Source organism: Dictyobacter sp. Z7_2 (assembly GCF_057551105.1).
This window is the reverse complement of sequence record NZ_BAAJPE010000002.1, coordinates 3,691,835-3,713,974: the sequence shown is the minus strand read 5'-3', so window position 1 is coordinate 3,713,974 and position 22,140 is coordinate 3,691,835. Positions and strand designations below refer to the sequence as shown.

Here is a 22,140-nt window from a genome sequence, read left to right as displayed (position 1 = left end):
ATTGATCATTTGTACACCTCGACAGAGAGCTGCGAGAACGCAACCTCTTCGGTGGCATCTTCAACGTAAAGACCAATCATACCAGCCTGCAAGATGCTGGAAGAACCCTTCACCTCTGTATGCAGCACCTGCGTGCCATTGACCAGGAAGGTGAAAGCATTGCCACGAGCCTCTACGGTAATCGTATTACTTTGTCCAGGAATGATAGCCTGACTCATGCCACCAGCAAGATGGTCCCATGGAGACGATTTACTACTTTCGTTATAACTTTCAAAATTAAACTGGCCGTTGTTGCTATATGGAGCAATCTCGAACATGTAGTAGCGCGTTTCATCCGACGTGGCCCGAAAGACAACCCCCTGGAAGTCGGCAAAGGTGGCATCATTGGGAGTAATCTCTGACATGGTCACGCTAAGTTTAAAGTTCTGTATTTGAGCATTGGGGAAGAGTGCCAGGCTGACCCCCCTTTTGGGATCTCCCTTCAGGTGATAGCGATGCTTGCTATCAAAAAAAGCTCTCTGCGATGTCGGCCAGACATCGGTATACGTGAGGGGATTGTGTGGCATCACATTGCCTGTAACAACGGCCGTTGTGGCTATCGGCGTTGCATTCGCGACAGGCGGAGCAGACTTCTGACCAAGCAATGCGAAGATAAGCACGGTAGAAAAGACAACAATAATCAGAGCCATGCAGACAACAAAGATGTTTTTGAACGACGATCCTTTTTTTTCGCGACCCCGCACAGGCTTAATGCTCACAAAAGACTTGATAGGAGCACTAGGAGTCTCCTCATAAAAGTCAGCCTCATCTCCAAAGAGCGGCAGATCGACACCAGAGGAACGCTTCTCGCTGGCAGCCACTGCCGCTGAAAAAGCCGCCGAGAATTCTCCCGCCGACTGAAAACGTCGCTGAGGGTCTTTGGCAAGCGCTTTGCGTATCACGCGATCAAGCAGGGGTGTGATGTCAGCACGCAGCAAGGCCAGCGATGGTGGAGACTCATGCACATGCAATAAGGCCAGAGCGATCGCCGAGTCGGCCTGAAAGGGGAGCCGTTTCGACAACATAAAAAAAAAGGTCACGCCGAGAGAATACACATCTGAACGCCCGTCGAGAGTTTGTCCCAAGGCCTGCTCAGGTGAGATAAAGTCGGGCGTACCCATGACAGCCTCTTGATGCTTGGCGTCTGTCTGTCCGGGATCGATCTCGCTCTGAGTAAGATGCGCAATACCAAAATCAGAGAGCATCACAAGCCCATCGCTATCCAACAAAATATTCGCAGGCTTGACATCACAATGCACACAGCCATGTGCATGTGCAAAATCAAGCGCAGCCGCAATCTGTTCCAGATACCACTGCGCCTCTTTTAAAGAGAGAGGTCCCCTCCGGGCCAGATAGTCAGCCAGAGTACCTCCAGGCATATAAGGCATCACAATATACGGCAAGCCATCCTGCTCACCATACGAATAGATGGGCAAAATATTCGCATGCTCTAATTTACTGGCAGCCTCGGCCTCACGCAAGAAGCGACGATAAAAATCGCGTTGCATGCGGAGATCCATCGCCACCCGTGGTAGAAAAACCTTGATCGCTACTTTGCGGTCGGGATGTTGTTGCTGTGCCAGAAATACAGCACTAGTGCCACCATGACCAAGTAATCTCTCTAAGACACATGAGCCTAACATCTTGCCAATAAGATGCTGTCCCCTCAGTGCGACCACGCCAAAACTCCTCTCTCGCTTCCCCATCAGAACTCGTACCAATGTTCCTTCTTATGCTCACAACACTGTAAGATGTAGTGAGTCGCGAGAAATTCAGGCATGCCTCTCAGATTTCCCTGTGCACACGCTCGCGTCTGAATTCGCCAAAGATGCCGCCTCCAGGCGGCAAAAAAAGAAGAAGAAGGTTCTGAGTTCCCTCCTGAAAACCATCTGCGATCTATGTAGATGTGCAACAGAATAAGATATATTTGTTTCTACCCATGCATGTAGGAATTATAACAATTGTAATCCTGTCTTACATACTCTGTCAACTATCCTATTTGGCATATCAATATTTGGCTACGCCTGCTTATCTCCTCTCTGAGGAAACACTCTTCTCTCATTTGAAATGTACTGGCCTGGTGGGAGCGGCAAAGGTTCCACAACAGGCCAACACGCCTCAAAGGACAAATTGTCCTGCACGCATAATCTCGCGCCCATCGATCTCAATCGTACATTTAGTGGGAATAACATCGACATGGACAGTGGAGTCCCAGTCTGCTCCCGTGAATTCTGGATACGGATTTCCGAACGCGACGTGAAGCCCCGGGAGTTTTTCATCTTGCAAAAGATTACCCACCAGACCGGTCAGACTGGTCAAGGTGCCAATCGCAAATTCTCCTGCACGATTGCCGTTCGGGACGGAAAAGAGATAATCGCGTACTTCCTGAGCGATTGCAGCATTCTCGCTGGTCAGTTCGGTGATGTAGCCATCTTTGACAGTGATGACAAGCGGCTGCTCAAGCACACCATACTTTTCAGAAAAGTAATCGCCTAAAACGTCACAGACCAGCACGCCATCAACCGTCGCGGGAGCTGTGAAGACCTCACCCTCGGGCAGATTCCCCCACTTGCCAGGTTCGCTATAGCGTCCATTACAAGGTATCCACTTCCACTCTGGATGGAATGTGGCGGTGACATCGCTCCCCTTCTCAGAGGTAACGTGGATCGTTTTCGCATGCCTGACAATCTCATAAATGCGATTAGTGATCGTATACACTTCATCATAATCAGCGCACATGCCCTCAGTCATCAAGCGATCATCGATCCCAATCATATGACCATGACGCACCCGTAACTCTCTCACCAGCAGAGGCAACAGCGGTAGCCGGAAGGCAATCTCGCCCGGCTGAGCGGTCGCAATATAATAGGAGACGTCTGGGCGCGCCTGGATCAGATCGGCACGGAGTTGATCGGAGAAGGCGGTCAGTGGACGCTCTCCATAATGTTCGAGAAAACGCACAGTCACATCAGCATGACGTGCAAGCGCACCGGCCGCCACGCGCCGTGCAATATGTTCACGCGCAAAGTCGGTCAGGATAAAAACGCGCTCTCCGGCGGAAACGCCCATACAATTGAGAGCATTATCAGAGCCCAGTTGCATGCGCTCATCAAAAGTAAGTGTCTGAAGATCCAACCCTGGATGATTTGTTCTATCATTCATCGAAATATGCCTCCTCTAAAAAAACATTCAATATGTCATTATAAATATATTCGTTGTGAGCGTGCAAGGATTACACTATATGTTATACTTGAGCCAATCCCTATTGATGGGGTAAGCTCTTTATTTTCAGACCCTTTTATCTTAGTCACCTTCACTATCAGTTCACTACCAAGGAGAGCTTCATGGCAGATAGTTTCAGCATTCTCCACGTTGCTGAATACCTCAAACGACTAGGACTTAAATTCCCCCCGGTCAAAGACGCCCAAACAACGATCGATCTAACCTTTACCAGTGAACATGGACAATGGCGGATGATTGTGGGTATTCATCATAGTGGAAGTGCAAGCAAGCTGATGCTGATTGCACCAAACCTTGGAACAGTCACCACACAAAAGCGTCTTACATGTCTTGAAGCGTTACTTACTGTCAACTATCGCATCGCGCTGGGAAAATTCGGCTTTGATCCGGTGGATGGCGAGGTCCGCCTTGAAGAGAGTATCCCTCTGGCTGAGCAGAGCGTCTCATTTGAGCAATTCCGTCTGGCTTTCAGTGCCCTGATACAGACAGTTTCTATTTACCAGGATTTGTTACCTCGCATTATCTATGGCGATATATCGGCCCAAGAGGCAATCAAAGCCTGTGAAGATGACTTTTTCAATAACACTCACCATGAAACAGAGATGTATGCATCGACGATGATGGCTCATGTCACTGAGCATCAGACTACAAACTCCGTCAAAGATGAAGAGGCGTCTGAATTAGATATTGATGAAGTACTGGCAGAGGTAGAACTCCTCTTTAAGAGACGTCAAGAGTAGAAAAATCCGGATGTAAGCATCCTTTATGCCCTTTAAGGATATTTACATCCGGATCAGATCATCTTTTACTTTATCTTTAGCATCATCAGACAGTAATCGTGCCATCGCTGTTAACACTCACCTTGACGCTCGCAATTGGCGTGGTAGCTGGTCCTTGTACAACGGCTCCACCTTTAGCAGGATCAAAGATGGCTCCGTGCGCCGGGCAGACCAGCATCTGGGTCTTGGGATCGTAGTTAACATGGACTCCTTGATGCGTACAGGCTTGCTCATAGGCAACAAAGCTTCCGCTCGCCAGATGGATCAACAGACTGCTCTGCTTATCTGTCGGATTGGTAAACATGGCAGATGAGTTTTTAGCCAGCGTCTGCATGGCAACCACGGTACCTGTGTGCGTGGCCTTTGTGTTCTTCTTAATATTAGGATTCGTTGTGCCAGTGGAGCCGGTCGTCTGTGTAGACGACTGCATGGCCTGCTGCATAGCATCCATGCCAGGAATACCACGCATCCGAAAGGCCACAGCAATCCCCACTCCGGCGGCGACCGCGCTGGTCCCCATCAAAGCCAGCACACGACGACGCTTCATTTTACGCTTTGGCTCCGCCAGTGGAGTCGTCGTCGTCCGACGCTTTTTATTCCGAGATGAAGGATTGACATCATCCAGGCCCCAATCCAGTGTATCGGTAGAAGGCAAGACCAGCGCCTTAGGATCTGGCGACGGTGCGGCGGGTTTTGGTGCCGCTTTATTTGACTCAGTAGCCGATTTCAAGCCTTCAGAATCAGACCACCAGCCATAGGTTTTCATCAATTCTTCTTGTGACAGGAGTTCTCCAGCTTGCGTCACACCAGGCATCGGCATGGCATTGGGATCCCTGGCAGCCCGCATTGTCAGCTCATTGACAGGAGCTGGCTGAACAACTTGTACACGCGACTTCGGCTTTGGCTCAGCAACAACGGCCGCAGGAGGCGCAACAGGTAGCGGTGGCGGCAGGGTTGGTGGAGCCGGTACCGGGTATGAACCAGTTCCAGGACGCTTTACCGCCGGAATGGTACTTTTAGAGATGCCCAGGGACGCCACATTGTCCGCCGGCGCTTTGACAGATGGCATACGACCCGTCACGATGGGAGGCAAGAATTGCCAGGAACCGGTGGCGGTCCTTTGACCAGTTGTCGTGAATTCATTCACAGTGCGCACGTTCACAGCTGGAACGCTATGCTGAGTTGATCCAAGGGATGCCTGCGCAAACGCCTCATCTAGCTCATTCACATTTTGAAAACGCTGCGATGGATCGCGCATCATGGCCTGAGCAACCACCAGGGCCAGAGTAATCGGTACATCAGGACATACTGTCCGCAGGGAGGGCGCCGGCGCTTTGGTATGCTGAAGCGCAACTTCTAAGGGATTACTACCGGAAACAGCGGTCTTCCCACTTAAAAGTTCAAAGAGAATACAACCGACTGCGTAAATGTCCGAGCGTTGGTCAATCGACTGGCCCGCGACTACCTCCGGCGCAACGTATTCTGGAGCAGCTAAAAAGGTGTTTGCCACGCTGAGCAGATGCGCATACTGCGGTGGAGCCGGGTCTACTCCGCTCCGTTGGAGCATATGCATCAGACCAAAACCAGCTACCTGCAATGTATCATCTTTACGCCACACGACGTTGGCAGGTTTCAGCGTCCCGTGAATAAAGCCCCTATTATGAGCATAGCTCAATCCTTCGACGATCTGATGCAGCAACTGATGAACCTGAGTATGCTCGATCCGGCCTTGCTGTTTAATCATATCGGACAGAGAACCATGCATCATATAAGGTGTTACCAGATAAGGATATCCACTGACCTCGCCATGGGCATAGACAGGCAGAATATGTGGATGATCTAAGGTGGTAATCAAAGCCGCTTCCTTGCGAAAACGTGTCAGGAATAACGCATGGGATTCGTTTGAAAAGCTCTCTGGCATCAGATAAAGCGTGAGAGCATCAACACGCTGCTCACCCATATGACGAGCCAGGTAGACAGCGGTCAACTGCCCTTTACCTACCAAATGTTCTATACGATAGTTTCCAAGCGTCTGTCCGACGAGTTGCTCTTCTGATAATATCTGCATCCAACATCTCTCCAAAGTACAAATTCCATATTGTCAACAACGTACACTTCTATCAATTCCCTGGTTGGTACTACCTACATCTGCGTTGAGAGGCACACCCGCAACAGCTCATTAGTAACGACCATTGGTATCTATTCATAATTTCCACGTCACAATCACTACAAATTTTCACCAATAGGAGTAATTGTATGGGAAAGTGTCTTTGTCCATGTATCTACATAGCTAAATTTACACTCTATAACCAAAGTGAGTCAATTTAACGAGCGCCAAACAGGACTTGTGGATCACAAATTCACATAGAACCTCAACCAGATACACATACAATCTCAACCAACCCGCCATAGTCCCATGTTGAGGGCTCGTCTCTGGTAAAAATGGTACAATACACCCTGAAGATCTTTCCCTCATACGTACACACGAGGAATTATCGTCTACTTTTTCAGACAACAGTGCATCAGTAGATGCGTTAACCAGCCAGCGCATTATGGCATTCAGCGCTGGTAGAGCAGGATTGGAGAATTGTTGTATGGCAGATGTTCAACCACTTCACGGACTACGATATAACCAGGAGCTAGCGGGAGAGCCAACACAAATGATCACGCCACCATTTGATGTGATCAGTCCAGAAGCACAAGAACGTTATTATCAACGCAGCCCTTACAATATCATCCGCCTGGAACTGGGAAGAAGCTATCCAAAGGATACCAGGCTGAATAATGTCTATACACGAGCAGCGGTCACGTTAGCCGAGTGGCGTCTCAAAGGTATCCTGCGCCAGGAGCCATCTCCCTGCTACTATCTGTATCAGCAACGCTTCAATTACGCTGGTCAGAGCTATACACGCACCAGCCTCCTGGCACGCGTGCGACTGGAGCCCTGGAGCGCTCGCGTGATTCTTCCTCACGAACACACCAGAACAAAAGATAAAGAGGATCGCTTACAATTGTTACGCTCCTGCGCGACAAATTTCAGCCCGATTATGTGCATGTATGATGATCCTCAAGAGCGGATACGGCGCTTGCTTGCAAGCTACGCGCAGCAACCAGAGATCTCACTACTCGATGAGGCAGGCGAAGAACATCTTCTGCAACCAATCACGGATGCCACACATGTATCCCTGATACAGGATTTCTTCTCGCAGCGCCAGCTCTATATTGCAGACGGACATCATCGCTACACCACCGCTTTGAATTATCGCGATGAAGTGCAGGAGCAGCGTCGCTCACTACATCCACAGGATGGCGCAAACTTTATGCTCATGGCCCTGATCGATGTGGATGATCCGGGGATGCTGGTGCTCCCGACGCATCGCATCTTATTCGATCTGACCGAGGCACAACTTCAGCAACTCACGCCTCAGAATCTAGCATCCTACTTCAACATCACAGAGCCAGACGCCGCGACCGATGCGGCACTACTGGATCAACTTGCCACAGCCGGAACCCAACAGCCAACGCTGGCCCTTAAAACTGCAACTCAGACGTTGCTGCTCACCCTCAATCAGCAGGGCCAGCAGCTCATGCAGACGAGTGATCATTCCGCTGCATGGAATAATCTAGACGTCGCCATCGTGCAAAAAGTCCTGCTCGAAACCCTGCTCCAGATTACAGCAGAGGATGTCGCAGCTGGTCAGCATATCCGCTATCAACACGACACACAACAGACACTGCAGACGCTTCAAACAAAAGAGGCACAAGCAATTATTCTACTCAACGGCATTCCATTCCGGCAAGTACGCGATGTGGCTCTGGCAGACGATAAAATGCCACAGAAATCCACATATCTCTATCCAAAGCTCATCACCGGTCTGGTCATTAATCCTTTATGGTAAGGGAGAAAACACACAATGATAATCATTGTCGGCGCAGGTCTGGCGGGTCTTACCTGCGCAAAACTACTGGTCGAAGCTGGTCATAAAGTACAGGTGCTTGAGGCCGCCGATCAGGTTGGGGGGCGCATAAGAACCGACTATCATGAGGATGGCTATCGCTTAGATCGCGGTTTTCAGGTATTATTCACTTCTTATGAAGCAGCCAGACGACATTTAAACTATACAACTTTAAAAAAGCGCACATTTGATCCGGGAGCAATCCTGATCAAAAAAGGCAAACACTATACGATTACCGACCCTTCACGCGAACCAGCCCATACGCTCCCGGGATTATTTAATCCCCTCATCTCGACCGCAGACAAATTGCGCATCCTGCCCCTAAGCAGGAAACTGGCACACACGCCGACGGAAGACATCTTCGCGGGGCGCACTCAAAAAGATGGGCAGGATGAAACAACTGAGGCGTATCTTAGAGGCCTGGGCTTCTCGGAGAAGATCATCGATAATTTTTTCCGCCCCTTCTATGGAGGCATCTTTCTCGATCGCTCCCTACAGACGAGCGCTCGCATGTTCCAGTTCACCTTTAAGATGTTGTCAACGGGAGAGATCATCCTCCCGGCGGAAGGCATCCAGCGCATCCCGGAACAGCTTGCGGCACAACTACCACGCGGAACGGTACGCTGTAACGCTCGCGTTGGCGAGTTGCTCATCAACGCTGGCAGCGTGGACGGTGTGCGTCTCATCAACGGCGAACGTATCCAGGGGGATACAGTAATCATCGCGACATCGAGTCCCATCGCCGAAAAATTCATCCAGAAGCCACTACCAGATCAAGCGGTCAGTGCGGTCTGCGTCTATTTCGCAGGAGACGAACGTCTCTATGGGCAACGGAAAATCCTCCTCAACACAGATCCCCATGCCTACGTCAACAATGCCGTCCTGGTCAGCAACATCGCCCCGACCTACGCTCCACCGCGTAAACATCTGTTATCGGCGACCGTGCTGGGAAATCCGAAAGAAGACGACAAGGAGATCGCTCAGCGCTGCCGGACAGAGCTCGCAGGCTGGTTCCCTCATCATGACCTGAGTTACTGGCAATTGCTGGCCGTCTACCGCATCCCATTTGCCCAATTTGCGCAGCAACCAGGCATATATGAGCAGCTGCCCAACAACACTACCGATGTGGCTGGACTCTATATCGCCGGCGAATATACCCAATCGAGTAGCATCCACGGCGCCATGCTGAGCGGAGAATATGCCGCACGCGAGGTATTAAAAGCTCCCCACCTGGTACCAAGCCCCTCCTAAAAGTAGCGTCGTACGCTCGCGTACGATGTCCCAGTAACTCGTACGATAACCTCGATAGCGGCACTGGCAAGCCGTCTCTTACGATGAGCCGGGACATCGTACGCAAGCGTACGACGCTACTTGGGCTGGCGTGTTCTCTGCGGGGGTGATGATTCCTTACTCCTGTTGTAAAAATTCTACGGGGAAGGAGCCCAGGCTGCCGCTACGCAACGATTCAACCATCAGGCGCAGGGGTCCCTGCTCAATGGAGATGCGCAGGAATGTGCGTGGAAACGCCTGCTCTTGCAGGGGGATGTGGGATTCTGGCTGGAGCAGCGCGGCGATGGCGAGCAGGTGTGGGACGTGCTGTTTCTGTTGGACTTGCTGAAAGAGCGCGGCTTGACGCTCCAGGCGTGCGGTATACATACTGCGCCACTTATCGTCGAGCAACTCCTTCAAAGCCTCATCCACCAGATTATCCAGCATTTGCTGCTGATCTTTTTGTCTTGGCTTGCTCTTGCGTTTTCCTGCGGAGTTGGACTCAGTTGAATTTTGGGCGGTCCAGTAACGAGTGATGTATGGCTCAATGCGATCAATGGGCTCATACAGCCAGGATGCAAATTCTTTTAAATAGAAGATCTCTTCGCCCTTCTGCGCCTGCTTGATTGTATCGTCATTGAGGGGCAGTGGCCCCAGGGTGGTGGATGGAAGCTGTGCCAGGGCTTTTTTATCGCGCAGGCCGGCTTCGATTAGAGGACGCCAGATGGCATAGGCAATGGGCAATTTCGAGCGCGTGCGTCGATTGAGACTACGTGCCTCCATGATAACGGCCAGAGCGTAGGCAAACGGGACCGTAAAGCTACTAAAGCCCTGTTCATCAAGATCGCCGACGAGAGCCTCCCACTGCTCCACATCCATCTCATCCACGCCATAGCAATCTTTAATCCCCTTCTGGTCTTGATAGAGAACGTTGACGCCTTTGATTAAGCCATCGGGACGTGTCCAGGAAAGCATGATCAGCTGTGTGCCGGAACCATCGATGGAGCTCACGCGAGCCTGATGTTGTGGATACTGCTGTTGACGCGCCTCAAACATCGCTGCATCCTCAGAACCAAGCATGGATTGCATCGTCAAGCGTCCAAGCACAGTACGCGCTTGTTGCTTCGCCTGTCGATTCGAACTGACGGCGATGATATGGTTGAGCGCAGGAATCGTCTGATTGACAGCGATCGGTCCCAATTGTTCAAGAGCATCGATCACGGCCAGCACAACTTTTCCGGTCTGATTTTCCAGTAGAGGAATCAACAGGTTGGCGGCACGTGGATCGCTACTATTGCCGAGCCAGTTGATAAAAGCAAAACGCCGCTCCACAGGCATAGCCACCACATCCTCAAGGATCGTCTCCACCCCCATCTCATTTTGCCCGACGAGTTCCAGGAGACGCATCTGCATCTGTCGAATTGCGCCAGCGGGATCGTTGAGATATTCGACGATACCATCATCAGCCATCTCTGATCCCAGCTCCTTCAGGATAGGAGACAGAGAAAGCTTTGCCAGATCACCCACGGTCGGATCAGCGATAAAATCTTCGAGGCATTCCAGATCAAAATCGGTTGCCAACTCAGCAAGAATGCGCAGGGCAGCAGCCTGAGCCAGGGCATCGCTGCTACACAGCAGGTGCAGAACTTTTTCGCGTGCACCCTCGGCCCATTCTTCATCCAGACGATCCAGATAGTGAGCCATCGAGTCGGTATCAATATCTTCGCGCCGACTAATCGCAAGCAGAATACTATCCACACTCTCCTGAGGAGATCCCTTGCGTCCTTTTGGCATAAGCGTTCGCTCTCCTTTAGTAGAGTAATAAAGCACACCCATCCTGGGCAAGCATCAATGCAAGAAATTGTACCACGTTGACTCGCAAGAGTCGAGATCACTCACCCAGATAGCAGAGGTTTCCGCAATTTGATATACCATTATCACTCTTAGAGATGGCATAAAAATACAAAAGGAGTATACTTTTTCCTGCTCAGCCTTGAATTGCCGGCAGGAAAAAGTGTGTCCGAAGGAGTATCACGCCCACATTACATCAACTCACCCATTAGCGAATGGTCAGATAACCCAGACTCGACAACAAAAGTAATAGTAAGGCAACTGTCACAGCAATCAGAACAAGCGTCCCCACAAACCACAGCAAGAACTCTAAACGCCCGGGCCGCAGCAACCACCAGCGCAACTTATCACCAGGTCGCAGCGGAAATTTAGTGCTGATGCTCTCTCCAAAAGCATGCGAGATAAGCGGAGGAAAGGTATCGATATCTGTCACATCATGCTTGCGTAAACGTTCGATAATGGAACGCTCGCGTGGCTGATCCCCATACTGCTTCTGTTTCGCCGAAACGATAGTGAGCGATCGCGACGGTAACGCCTTCAAAATAGTATCAGTATCGGTGAGCGCCACAGAAAGATGCTCAAGGCTACTGCCAGCTGTGTAGTTCAGTGTTTCATAGCGCCAGACGGATCGTGGTCGCGGCATAGTTGGGACACAGGTAAAATCTTTGGCCGTCTCTCCGCTCGTCGTACGAGCATAGCGCGAACGAACATTGGCAACTTCATCAGGATGCCCCGAGGTACGAGCCGGGACAACCGAGAGTGCAGATGCTCGCTGGGCAGGACTATAATCACCGACTAAAAAATGTCCACCGCGTGAACGGAAGGCATGGCCTGCTGTATGGATTGATGTTGCCATAGTTATTGATCCCTAAATATCATGGTTAGTCAAAAAAATTTCGCTCCAATACAACCAATCGTATCTGCCATTGAGACAATTGTATCTTCCTTCGAGATCGCCCTCACAGGCATATCTCGTGTAAATGAACGAGACCATAAGGGTTTTTTGCTGATTCTACGAACAGATGTACGTGATGATAGCAGCACTTTCTTCAATATACAGTGCTGCGTAATTTTACGCAGTTGATGGAAATTTTTTCCACTTGCTACTTAGTAATACAGAGTACTTTCGCCCATGAGTCCTCAAATTTCACTCAAAATTAGCTAAATTTGAGGCTGAAGCCAGAATATATCCCTAAAGCTCTATATTGGCACATATCTTGCACATGTACTATGTAGGGGGATATGCCCGTAGAAAATTTCGGGCATCATGCTTCATTGTTCGAGGCATGATAAATATCTCCGGTTACCAGATTTGTGGATTGGGATTTGAGGCATAAGGAGGAGTACGTATATGGTAGCCATGAATAAACAGTTATCTATAAGAGAAATGGACCCCATCGCACTACAGCAATATATACCGACAGAACACCATGAGAAGCAATCAATAGTAAAGAAAGAACCTATGACAGCAACTTACCCCACAGCAATAGTCAAAAAAGCCGGAAAGAAAGTCCCTTATACCCAGGAGCAGGATTCATCCATCCATACAGTCATTATAGGCGGAGAACAAAACATTATGCAGCCAACTCCCAAGCCGGGGAAAGGGCAGCGCAAAAATCAAGCAAGCGCCACCTACATAGATTTAAAATATGAAGAAGAAAGTGAAAAATATACAGAGGAGGAGGAGGAAGAAGAAGAAAAAGAGGGTGGAGATCTCGAAGCCGAGAATGCCATCCGACAATATCTGGCAGAGATCGGTCGCTATCCACTGCTATCAGCCGCTCAGGAGATGCATCTGGCACGCCTGGTCATCAGCGGAGACATCAAAGCACAGCAGCATCTGGTCGAAGCCAACTTACGCCTGGTGGTCAGCATCGCCAAACGTTATAATAATCATGGCGTCTCCCTGCTGGATCTGATACAGGAGGGAAACCTGGGATTAATCCGGGCCGCCCAAAAATTTGATCCCGTGCGCGGCTTTCGTTTTAGCACCTATGCCACCTGGTGGATTCGGCAAGCGATTAGCCGAGCGGTCGCCGAACATACACGTATCATCCATATACCGGTCCACGTTGTAGAGCTGATCTACAAGATGAAACGCATCAGTCGTCAACTATATCAGGATCTTGGTCGCGATCCTTTTCCAGAAGAGATTGCGCAGGCGATTCATCTGACCAAGGAGCGCATTGTGGAACTCCAAAGCATGGCCGAGGCACCCATGTCACTGGATGCCCCCATTATCGATGATGAGCAGTATCATCTGGCCGATGTGATTGAAGATCCACACGCAGCGGCTCCAGCCGAAGTAGTCACGCATCAGGTGCTGCGTGACCAGATCTCACGGTCGCTGGAGAGCCTGAGCCAGCGCGAACGTCAGGTCATCGAGCTGCGCTATGGCTTACAGGATGGCTATTGTCATACGCTGGAAGAGCTCAGCGCCTACTTCAAGTTAACACGTGAACGCATTCGTCAGATAGAAGTCAAAGCGCTGCGCACGCTTCGTCAACCGATCCAGGTCCATTTATTACGTGATTTCGCCTAAGAGATCATCAGTTCGTCCAGCTCGTGTAGCTTGATCAGGTATGCCTTGCGCCACGGCAGGTGGAACAGCATACCTGATCGCTGCCATTCCAGTTCAATCGGCAGGTAAGCGAACAAGCGCAAAAAGGCGTCGACCACCAGTGGATCATATTGATAGCCGGCGCAACGCAACAACTCCTGACATGCTTGTAAGATCGGCAGCGGCTTCCCATAGGAGCGATAAGAGGTCATAGCATCGTATGAGTCGACAACCGCCAGAATACGCGCTAAAAGAGGAATCTCTTTCCCAACCAATCCAATGGGATAGCCACCACCATCCCACGCCTCGTGATGAGCAACGACCAGGAGGGCAACCTGCTCAAAAAATCCGCCAGCATGATGGAGAATCGTGCAACCTAGCTCTGGATGCAAACGCATTAAGGCCAACTCATCGCCATCCAGAGGACCATTCTTCTGCAAAATAGCCTCTGGAATCGCCACTTTTCCAATATCGTGCAGCAAAGCCGCCAGACGCAATAACATGAGATCATTCTTATCGAGTTGTAAGGAGATCCCAACAGCCTCCGCTAATCCAACCAAACGTTGTGCATGAGCGCTGGTTTCGAGATCGCACCAGAGAGATAACGTACGTACAATCACAACCTCAATCGCCGCAATAATGAAATCTTCGTTGAAAGGAAGATCAACAATATCCATCACGGTAAGGCAGCCATGTTGCACTAACGTGCTCTCAAGTTCTTGTCGGAGAAATTCGCCACAACACAAAGTAACCCTGCCAGAAACAAGCATGAGTCTTACTCCTTCTCTAGTGGGCGACACAACATGTGGTAGATTGCCTAAACTATTTACGTCAAAAATCTTCCAGTGTTACACAATATATAGCCAAGCATACAATGTGGAGAAGAGAGTAAGTTACTTTTTCAATAACGCACTAACGTTTAAATATTGACATACACTAGTACATTCTGGCATGGGCTTGACGCCGCAGACAAATTACATCTACACTTGAGTCGATCTGTAATTATGCATGGAAAAATCCCCTATACCTCCACTAAAACATGGAGTAGTCAGGGCGGACCGGCAAACTCCAATCACACATCATGACTGCGGGAGACTGAGGCAAGTGAACAAAAATAGAAGGAAACAACCCTTGAAAAAACTCAAGGCAACAATCGTCTGTGGCGCATTCTTTATCATACTTTGTGTCTGCCTGAGCATCATCATCACAAAAACGGGAGCTCACGCAGCATATCTCAGCGTTGCAAAGGCCACCATCCTTATGCAATCAACCGCAGCAGATCCAACCCTTGTGTTAGACGATACACCGACCCCCATTATAGGCATAACTATTACCGTGCCAACGAACACGCCGACTCCTATACCCACAACCGCTCCGGTAGACACGCCAACTCCTGCGCCCACCAAAGCTCCTGTAGCTACACCGACTCCTGCGCCCACCAAAGCTCCGGCAGCCACACCGACGCCAGAGATACCGATCCTGCAGGCAACTCCAACTCCTGTGGGCGGAGGAATCATTCCACCAGGTATCATCCCAACCACCGCGACAACGCCAACCGTGAATCCCTCACCGACGCCTTCGTCGCAAGCGACTGGTACCGCAACCGCAAGCACGCCCACGGCGGAAGCCACGGCATCCGCCAACACAGATGGTACATCGGGTTCCACACCGGATCAAAGTCAAAATGCAAACGGTGGCGGGATGAGTCCCCTGGTAAGATCAATTGCTATTGGGCTCGCTCTGGCATTTCTGATCAGTATCTTTCTAGGTATCTTCTTTTTAAGGAAGCAAAAAGGCAGCAAACCAATCCCTTTCAGCACATTCAGTCAGGCATTAGCGCAAACGGCACAGCCGACGCCATGGCTCAACCAGGCGAACGCGCATGCCGCATTTGTCACTCCGGGAGGAGATCGTGTAGCCGCAGCGAATGAGCAGACACAGCTACAACAGATAGCTTCTACTACCCCGGCGCCTCCATCGGCCTATAACGGTGCGCAGATAGCTATCCCGATGCCGAGTACGACGCAAAAGCGCCAGGTTGTGTCGCCTCCAGCCAGGCCCGCATTTAATCAGCAAGGTTACGAAACGATACCGTATCCATCATCGAGCGACCTACGGCCAATCACAGCCCCGATGCCTGCACCTGGGAAAGGCTTCCCCCAGAAAAATCCAGTGAGCACCAGCGATATGAATCCCTTGCCGCTGGACAATCTGGATTTCGCCAGTATCCTGCCGCCAGCTAGCGGACGCAACGAATCAATCTGGGATGTACCAACCAACACCGGAAAAAATCCGATTGCCGCCTCATCGCTCATCGCACCGAGCATCCAGGATGATCCAATCCTGGAGACCATCATGCGGCAAGCGCAAATGGGCATTTATGCCATTGCCGATAAAGCTCCCAGCGATCCCAGCGATGAAATGAATGACTCGTTCCTGTCGTAGAGCACATCGACAACGCTCAATGACGCAACGGTAAAAGATGCGCATGACGTACTACCTTTTTCATTTTCCTGGCCAGAAGTACTCTAGAGCCATAGATTTGGAGATCGAGGCAAATATCAGTACGATATGGAGAGAGAAAAATAGTATGTGGAAGAGGATAGTATGTTTGTGCGCATTTACGGTTTCGACTGGGAAAACTATACCAGGCGTGTGATGCCCGCTTTCCAGAGTTGGCTGACCGAGGGCGATGAGACGCTCATCTATCAACTATATGAAAACACACGCTGTGCACGTGAAGAAAAATTTCTCCCGCTCCCCATGTTGACTGTACGTACCTGGAATCGTGCGCAGATATTTGTACAGCAACTCCCCCAGGGAGCCCAGACACGGCATGAATATCAGATACTCTGCACAGCGACAGCCTTCACGGACCTCAGCGATAGATACGTTCACAGGCATCCGCCACAGTTACATAAGCATTCGGATGCACTACGAGCAATCTGGGGAGCCATCATCGAAGAATATTGCCAATCCTGCTTTACCATCCCCCCCGAAAATGCTCAGGAAGAGAACGTACACGACGAGGAGATGATAACGCATCAGCAAACGACGAGCCGGGGAGAAATCCTGTCATTACTGACGGCGGCCGGACTCAATGAGCTGGCACAAAATATTAGAAGGCAGACATCTCTTCAGGATATGCGGGCCTCCATAGCAGATGACTTACCCGACCATGAGAGTCATCCAGCAGCTGGCGGCGTCGAAATTGGTCGTAACCCAAACACCATCCAGATGCGTGGCTGGCTGGCGAGCATCTCAATCCGAGCCATGGCGCTCTTCGAGTTGCTGGCATGTGGACGAAGGAGCATGCCTTTTGGTTATCGCTCGGCGGAGCCCTTCGAGGATACAATTGGCTATCTGACCCCCGATGAGGTCAAACAGCTCGCCCATTGTCTCCGCCACGTGCAGCCACACGATGAGGTACAGGCCAAAGGCGACTATGCACTCTTCCGTCTTCATCAACAAGAGTCAGGACAGTCGGTGCGCCTGCTCGACGAAATATTACCTGAGCATGCCGGGACATTCATCAAAGTCATCCGCATGGCAGCCCAATATAAATTGGGGCTCCTCTGTAGCATCTAATCATAGTAGCGGATTGTGCAGATGGATATGCAGCTAACACGAGCACAATCTAGCGCTAATACTATTTGACAAAGCAGCCAGGAATAACATATGATCCCTGTAGTTGGCTGGTTTCCCAGGTAAAATAGCAAAGGAGCAAAGCTATGGTAACTCGCCCAGCAAAAAGCAAAAAGCGCTGGATTCGACTTTTACTGATCATTCCTTTCATCTTCTTACTCATCCCGGCTTTTTACAATTCGTTGACTCCCCCACTGATTGGCATTCCTTTCTTCTATTGGTATCAGATGGTATGGATCATCATCACTTCGATCATTACGGCTGTTGTGTACTTCACCACCACCTAGACAATACTCCTGATCAGCTTGAGATACGCTGCCAATCCAATATTGACGGCCTCAACTTCAGGACAAGATTACATCCATAACACGCATGCGTAACGATCGTCTCTATTTATACAAGGAAGGGGCAAGTGTCAATGAGATTAGACACAACAGCCATTGCCGTTTTTATCTTCTTTTTTGTTGTTGTGACTGTCCTCGGCTTCGTTGCCGCACGCTGGCGGCGCGGCAATCTCGATCAGATTCAGGAATGGGGCCTGGCCGGTCGCCGCTTTGGGACTGTGGTGACATGGTTTTTACTCGGTGGAGATCTTTATACGGCCTATACATTTATCGCCATCCCAGCTGCCATGTACGGAGTTGGCGCGGTATCGGGCTTCTTCGCCATCCCCTATACAGTTCTCATCTATCCGCTCGTTTTTATGCTCATGCCGAGATTCTGGACCATCTGTAAGCAGCGTGGCTACGTGACGGCGTCAGATTTTGTCAAAGATCGCTTTGGCAGTAGAGGTCTGGCCCTGGCCATCGCGTTTACTGGTATCCTGGCAACTATGCCGTATATCGCGCTACAAATGTACGGTATCCAGATCTCGCTGGCAGCGATAGGTATCCCGGTGACAGTGCCGATCCTGGGAGTTCCCGTTGACCTACCACTGCTGATCGCCTTTGTGATCCTGGCCGCCTACACCTATACAAGCGGTCTGCGGGCTCCGGCGATGATTGCTCTGGTCAAAGACGTGATGATCTTTATTGTGCTCTTCGCGATCCTGGCCATCGTTCCCATCCATTTTCATGGCTTTGCACCTATCTTTGATGCCGCACATCAAAAGGCGCTGGCTAATCCCAAAACATTCTCGGATATTATTCCTGCTAATCAAGCCATCGCCTACTCAACGCTGGCACTCGGATCGGCGCTGGCGCTTTTCCTTTATCCTCACTCGCTCACAGGAGTGCTCAGCAGCAACAGCACCAAGGTGGTCAGGCGCAATGCTGCTCTACTACCTATCTATTCGCTGATGCTCGGTTTTCTGGCACTGCTGGGCTATATGGCGATCGCGGAAAAGGTCAAGCCCTTTGGCAACTTTGGCAACAATAGCGCCATACCCGCTTTGATTAATGCCATCTTCCCACCCTGGTTTGCGGGCTTTACATTTGCGGCGCTCTCCATTGGAGCGTTGGTCCCCGCAGCAGTGATGTCGATTGCGGCCGCCAATCTATTCACACGCAATATCTACAAAGAATACATTCGTCCAACGGCGTCAGAGCGCGAAGAGTCTCAAAGTGCCAAGCTCGCCTCACTGGTGATCAAATTTGGCGCCCTGCTCTTTATTGTCACCATCAATCCCGCGCAAGTCGTCTACTTCCAATTGCTGGGAGGCATCTGGATTCTGCAAACGTTACCATCGGTCTTCCTGGGACTGTATACCCGCTGGTTCAATCGCTGGGCGCTACTCATCGGCTGGGCAGCAGCGATGATCGCTGGCACATGGATGTTTATCGCAGCAGGCAATAAACCCACGCTGGCTATCTTCAATGTACCCATCTACATCGCCGTCGCGGTCCTGATCCTGAATCTCCTGCTCGCCATCATCCTCACCTCACTCTTTGAGCTGGTCGGGCTGAGGCGAGGAGAAGATAGCACCAAAGCTTCCGACTATGACGAAGAGCTTGCTCCAGTCGAGATTCCAGAGACGGGACAAGAAGCTTTAGGCTAACATTGAATATACTATGAGGACAACACCGACTCACTTTCAACTTTCTATTTTGTCAGTGAGTCGGTTTAATGCTCTGACATACGAGCATAAAAAGCATAAATTATGCCTCTATGCAAAAAATCTTTCATGCTACCACTGGATTCTTAACAGCCCCACTTTTTCTCCTTTAGCTCTCTGCTGCGCATTAAAATCTTCCTGCGTCTTAGGTAGAAGCGCTTGTGCCTCTTGTTCAAGCTGTTCTCTGTCCATAGACTTTTTCAGTTTGTCGCTTGTCTGATTCAAAGAGCTTTCGTGCTTCAGCAAATTACTTTTCGCGATTTGGCGTAGAACATCCTTCTGGTGAGATCCCGCATCTGCTATTGCAGAACTTGATTCTAGCCTACCACTTCTAGAGCTTGATTCTGGGCTGCTACTTCTAGTGTTTGATGTTGGATTAGCAATAGGACCATCAGGATTAAACCTGGTTTCTCTCATGGAATAAAAACCCCTCTTACCTCGTTTATAAATATTTACGATTAAAGAATAACACAGGTATACAAGATGCAAAAATCGGTATCATTCAAGCACTGCCTGGGATGTTGCCTGCTTGCAGGCTATGTTACGATTACGACAAATGTATCTCTAGCAAAAGGATGACCCGCGATGGATTTTGATGATGAGCAGGATGACGATCTGATAAATAGTAACGATACCGAAGAGGCTGGCAGCGATGAGTTGCTCTCCGATGATAATCTACGCCTACCCGAAGACGCGAATACGCTGGTGCGTCTGCACGCAGTCCGAGCCTGGTTCAAGCGCCGACAACGTGAGATCAAGCTGACAATGGGCAACACTGCTCTGGAGTTACAGGACTCTCAGCAGAGCGAGGGTGGAGTCCCACTACGTCGACGCGCCTATCAGGAACAGATGGAGCGGGTCCAACGACTCCAGCTCTCGTTTGTGCAGGATCAGGAGCGCCTGGACACCTTTACAGAGGCGGAGGTCTGGTTGGAAGATTGTGTGGATCACACGACGATTGGAGAACGCTTGCTGGTAGAATATTATCTACAGCTTGAGACAGAAGTTCAGGCCGCTTTACAGGAACATGATCAGGAAGAAACGCCTCGTGTGCAGGCTCTGTTAGAAGTGCTACAGCGAGTAGAACGTGTGGCAGCTAACTATGAACAGGATTAGCATGAATTAAGCAGATATAGCAGATGATATAGAAAATTGCTCAACATTCCACTGAAATGTGACATAGGGTTGTCACCATTGCGCTGCTATACTCTCCTGGTAAATAGTTCTCACGCACGAGAGCATCGATCACCAGGAAAGGAAACAACTCATGGCAAATCATTCAATCGCACATATTGAGATTCCCACCACAGATACTGGCGTAGCCGGACAGTTTTACAGCGACGTATTTGGCTGGACAATTGAGACTAATCAAACGTACAACTATGTCACATTCAACTCCGAGGGGGGTCCCCGTGGTGGTTTTACCGATCCCAAGGAGCCCACCTACCAACCAGGCAGGCTACTTGTCTATCTCTCCACAGACGACATCGATGCCACACTGGCAACGATAGAGGCACACGGAGGAAAAACGATCCTCCCCCAAACAGATATCCCGCTGGTGGGATCATGGGCTGTTTTTGCCGATCCAGCCGGCAACCAACTCGGATTATTCCACTCAAAGCGCCCGGCGTAAATATCAATTGGTCATAACAGCTCTCGCCAGCGCGTCATTTTGCCAGGGAGCGTACAGTATGAAGCAGTTCCTGTACATGGAATGGCTTGACAATAATCTGCTCCACTCCAAGTGAGGCGGCATTTGGCGCGTCGGTGCTGGCGGTGATGACAACTACTGATGGATGCTGGCGCATGACACTATCCGTATTCCAATATTCACGCAAACGTTGTAAAAATGTTGGACCGTCCATACCAGGCATTGAAAGATCTAATAGAATTACGGCTGGATAACATCCCTCGTGAGCTGCACGACGTACCCAATCCAGGGCTTCCTGGCCTTCAGAGGCTTCAGCTGACTTGTATCCTTCGAGAGTCAGCGCCCAGGAAACCATATTCCGAATCGCAGGGTTATCATCAACAACAAGTACAACAGGCGAACGCCCCTCATGCCGTAGCGATGGTTGAATCATGCTCCTCCGGTCCTTCACTACACCAGAATTTCTTCATCACACAAAATCCCTGGAACAAAACAGCGTACACATAAGATCTGACACGTAGAGAGAGGAAGTATATCAGAGTATCCCAGATGGATTAGCATTATCCACCTGGGATACTCTGATATACTTCCTGACAATTCGTCGCAAATAACTTACGACATTGTATAACAATTGCAATTACAAATGCACTATTTGGAAGCCACTAATAAGAAATTGCTTCCAAACACATGAAAAATTCAGGCTATGTGTATCGTACTTTTGCTCTATGCAGTTCTGCCGATGATCATGGCACCTCTAAAGTAGTACTCTGTCAAAGGTCATCGCATCGATCTCTCATCTGAGATATGCACCTCATGGGGTGAGACGCCCACCGACGTAGCGGCGCGGCTCCGCCGTGCTGTCTGTGACTCGTCCGACCATGCTCCTCATGAGGTTCCATTGCACAATCTTCCCACCGTGGAGCGTCTTGTTGGCGTTGCTTCCATCGGCACGTGGGACGGTGTCGTGCGGGAAGTGACAGCACGGCGGAGCCGCGCCGCTACGTCGGTGGGCGTCTCACTCCGACGGCTTCACGGATCTGTTTTGGGAACATATCTCCTCTGAGACAGAGGCGTGATGATCTTTGGCAGAGTAGTAG

The 22,140-nt window shown here is 50.2% G+C and carries 19 protein-coding genes; 11 read left to right on the top strand and 8 right to left on the bottom strand.

The features are described 5' to 3' along the window. Positions 1-5: 5 nt before the first annotated feature. Together AC27N8_RS29075 and AC27N8_RS29070 are read right to left on the bottom strand one after the other, a co-directional pair. A complete protein-coding gene (locus AC27N8_RS29075) occupies positions 6-1,718 on the bottom strand; it encodes a protein kinase domain-containing protein (RefSeq protein WP_487072054.1) in 1,713 nt (570 codons plus the stop codon). 439 nt (positions 1,719-2,157) lie between these two features. Continuing rightward, positions 2,158-3,201 (bottom strand): aminopeptidase, encoded by a 1,044-nt coding sequence (locus AC27N8_RS29070; protein WP_487072052.1) that lies wholly within the window; start codon positions 3,199-3,201, stop codon positions 2,158-2,160. A gap of 182 nt (positions 3,202-3,383) precedes the next feature. On the opposite strand from AC27N8_RS29070, the gene AC27N8_RS29065 reads away from it, so the two are divergent. Then, positions 3,384-4,019: a YbjN domain-containing protein gene (locus AC27N8_RS29065; protein ID WP_487072050.1), complete on the top strand. Its 636-nt coding sequence runs from the start codon at positions 3,384-3,386 to the stop codon at positions 4,017-4,019. Positions 4,020-4,104: 85 nt separating this feature from the next. On the opposite strand, the gene AC27N8_RS29060 is transcribed toward AC27N8_RS29065, so the two are convergent. Continuing rightward, positions 4,105-6,126, bottom strand: coding sequence for a protein kinase domain-containing protein (locus tag AC27N8_RS29060; protein ID WP_487072048.1), 2,022 nt, complete (start codon positions 6,124-6,126; stop codon positions 4,105-4,107). Between the two features lie 526 nt (positions 6,127-6,652). Between AC27N8_RS29060 and AC27N8_RS29055 the strand changes: the two genes are divergently transcribed. Beyond that, positions 6,653-7,957 (top strand): DUF1015 domain-containing protein, encoded by a 1,305-nt coding sequence (locus tag AC27N8_RS29055; protein WP_487072046.1) that lies wholly within the window; start codon positions 6,653-6,655, stop codon positions 7,955-7,957. A gap of 15 nt (positions 7,958-7,972) precedes the next feature. Continuing rightward, on the top strand, positions 7,973-9,265 hold the full coding sequence (locus AC27N8_RS29050; RefSeq protein ID WP_487072044.1) for an NAD(P)/FAD-dependent oxidoreductase: 1,293 nt from the start codon (positions 7,973-7,975) through the stop codon (positions 9,263-9,265). 156 nt (positions 9,266-9,421) lie between these two features. Here AC27N8_RS29050 and AC27N8_RS29045 read toward each other — a convergent pair whose 3' ends face one another. Both AC27N8_RS29045 and AC27N8_RS29040 read right to left on the bottom strand, forming a co-directional pair. Continuing rightward, positions 9,422-11,077, bottom strand: coding sequence for a HEAT repeat domain-containing protein (locus tag AC27N8_RS29045; protein WP_487072042.1), 1,656 nt, complete (start codon positions 11,075-11,077; stop codon positions 9,422-9,424). Positions 11,078-11,342: 265 nt separating this feature from the next. Next, complete coding sequence (locus AC27N8_RS29040) at positions 11,343-11,990, bottom strand: hypothetical protein (RefSeq protein WP_487072040.1); 648 nt, start codon at positions 11,988-11,990, stop codon at positions 11,343-11,345. Positions 11,991-12,596: 606 nt separating this feature from the next. On the opposite strand from AC27N8_RS29040, the gene AC27N8_RS29035 reads away from it, so the two are divergent. Further along, entirely contained in the window at positions 12,597-13,676 is a 1,080-nt protein-coding gene (locus AC27N8_RS29035; RefSeq protein ID WP_487072038.1) for a sigma-70 family RNA polymerase sigma factor, read from the top strand. On the opposite strand, the gene AC27N8_RS29030 is transcribed toward AC27N8_RS29035, so the two are convergent. Then, complete coding sequence (locus AC27N8_RS29030; RefSeq protein ID WP_487072036.1) at positions 13,673-14,464, bottom strand: HD-GYP domain-containing protein; 792 nt, start codon at positions 14,462-14,464, stop codon at positions 13,673-13,675. The genes AC27N8_RS29035 and AC27N8_RS29030 overlap by 4 nt on opposite strands. Positions 14,465-14,825: 361 nt before the next feature. Here AC27N8_RS29030 and AC27N8_RS29025 point away from each other — a divergent pair, with 361 nt between their 5' ends. From AC27N8_RS29025 to mctP, 4 genes are all read left to right on the top strand, one after another. Next, positions 14,826-16,139 carry a hypothetical protein gene (locus tag AC27N8_RS29025; protein WP_487072034.1) on the top strand — a complete coding sequence of 438 codons (1,314 nt, stop codon included), beginning with the start codon at positions 14,826-14,828 and terminating at the stop codon, positions 16,137-16,139. A gap of 162 nt (positions 16,140-16,301) precedes the next feature. Further along, a complete protein-coding gene (locus AC27N8_RS29020) occupies positions 16,302-17,282 on the top strand; it encodes a hypothetical protein (RefSeq protein WP_487072032.1) in 981 nt (326 codons plus the stop codon). Between the two features lie 143 nt (positions 17,283-17,425). Next, entirely contained in the window at positions 17,426-17,626 is a 201-nt protein-coding gene (locus AC27N8_RS29015; protein ID WP_487072030.1) for a DUF3311 domain-containing protein, read from the top strand. Positions 17,627-17,757: 131 nt separating this feature from the next. Then, entirely contained in the window at positions 17,758-19,335 is a 1,578-nt protein-coding gene (mctP, locus tag AC27N8_RS29010; RefSeq protein ID WP_487072028.1) for a monocarboxylate uptake permease MctP, read from the top strand. A 129-nt stretch (positions 19,336-19,464) separates the two neighbouring features. Here the strand turns inward: mctP and AC27N8_RS29005 are convergent, their stop codons facing one another. Beyond that, positions 19,465-19,809, bottom strand: a complete 345-nt coding sequence (locus AC27N8_RS29005) for a hypothetical protein (protein WP_487072026.1) — start codon at positions 19,807-19,809, stop codon at positions 19,465-19,467. A 168-nt stretch (positions 19,810-19,977) separates the two neighbouring features. Between AC27N8_RS29005 and AC27N8_RS29000 the strand changes: the two genes are divergently transcribed. Continuing rightward, positions 19,978-20,508: a hypothetical protein gene (locus AC27N8_RS29000; RefSeq protein WP_487072024.1), complete on the top strand. Its 531-nt coding sequence runs from the start codon at positions 19,978-19,980 to the stop codon at positions 20,506-20,508. A 151-nt stretch (positions 20,509-20,659) separates the two neighbouring features. Then, positions 20,660-21,025, top strand: coding sequence for a VOC family protein (locus tag AC27N8_RS28995; RefSeq protein WP_487072022.1), 366 nt, complete (start codon positions 20,660-20,662; stop codon positions 21,023-21,025). Positions 21,026-21,059: 34 nt separating this feature from the next. On the opposite strand, the gene AC27N8_RS28990 is transcribed toward AC27N8_RS28995, so the two are convergent. Then, positions 21,060-21,476, bottom strand: a complete 417-nt coding sequence (locus AC27N8_RS28990; RefSeq protein ID WP_487072020.1) for a response regulator — start codon at positions 21,474-21,476, stop codon at positions 21,060-21,062. A gap of 465 nt (positions 21,477-21,941) precedes the next feature. Here AC27N8_RS28990 and AC27N8_RS28985 point away from each other — a divergent pair, with 465 nt between their 5' ends. Then, the gene (locus AC27N8_RS28985; protein WP_487072018.1) at positions 21,942-22,106 is read left to right on the top strand and encodes a hypothetical protein; all 165 of its coding nucleotides are present in this window, start codon (positions 21,942-21,944) and stop codon (positions 22,104-22,106) included. Positions 22,107-22,140: the final 34 nt, after the last annotated feature.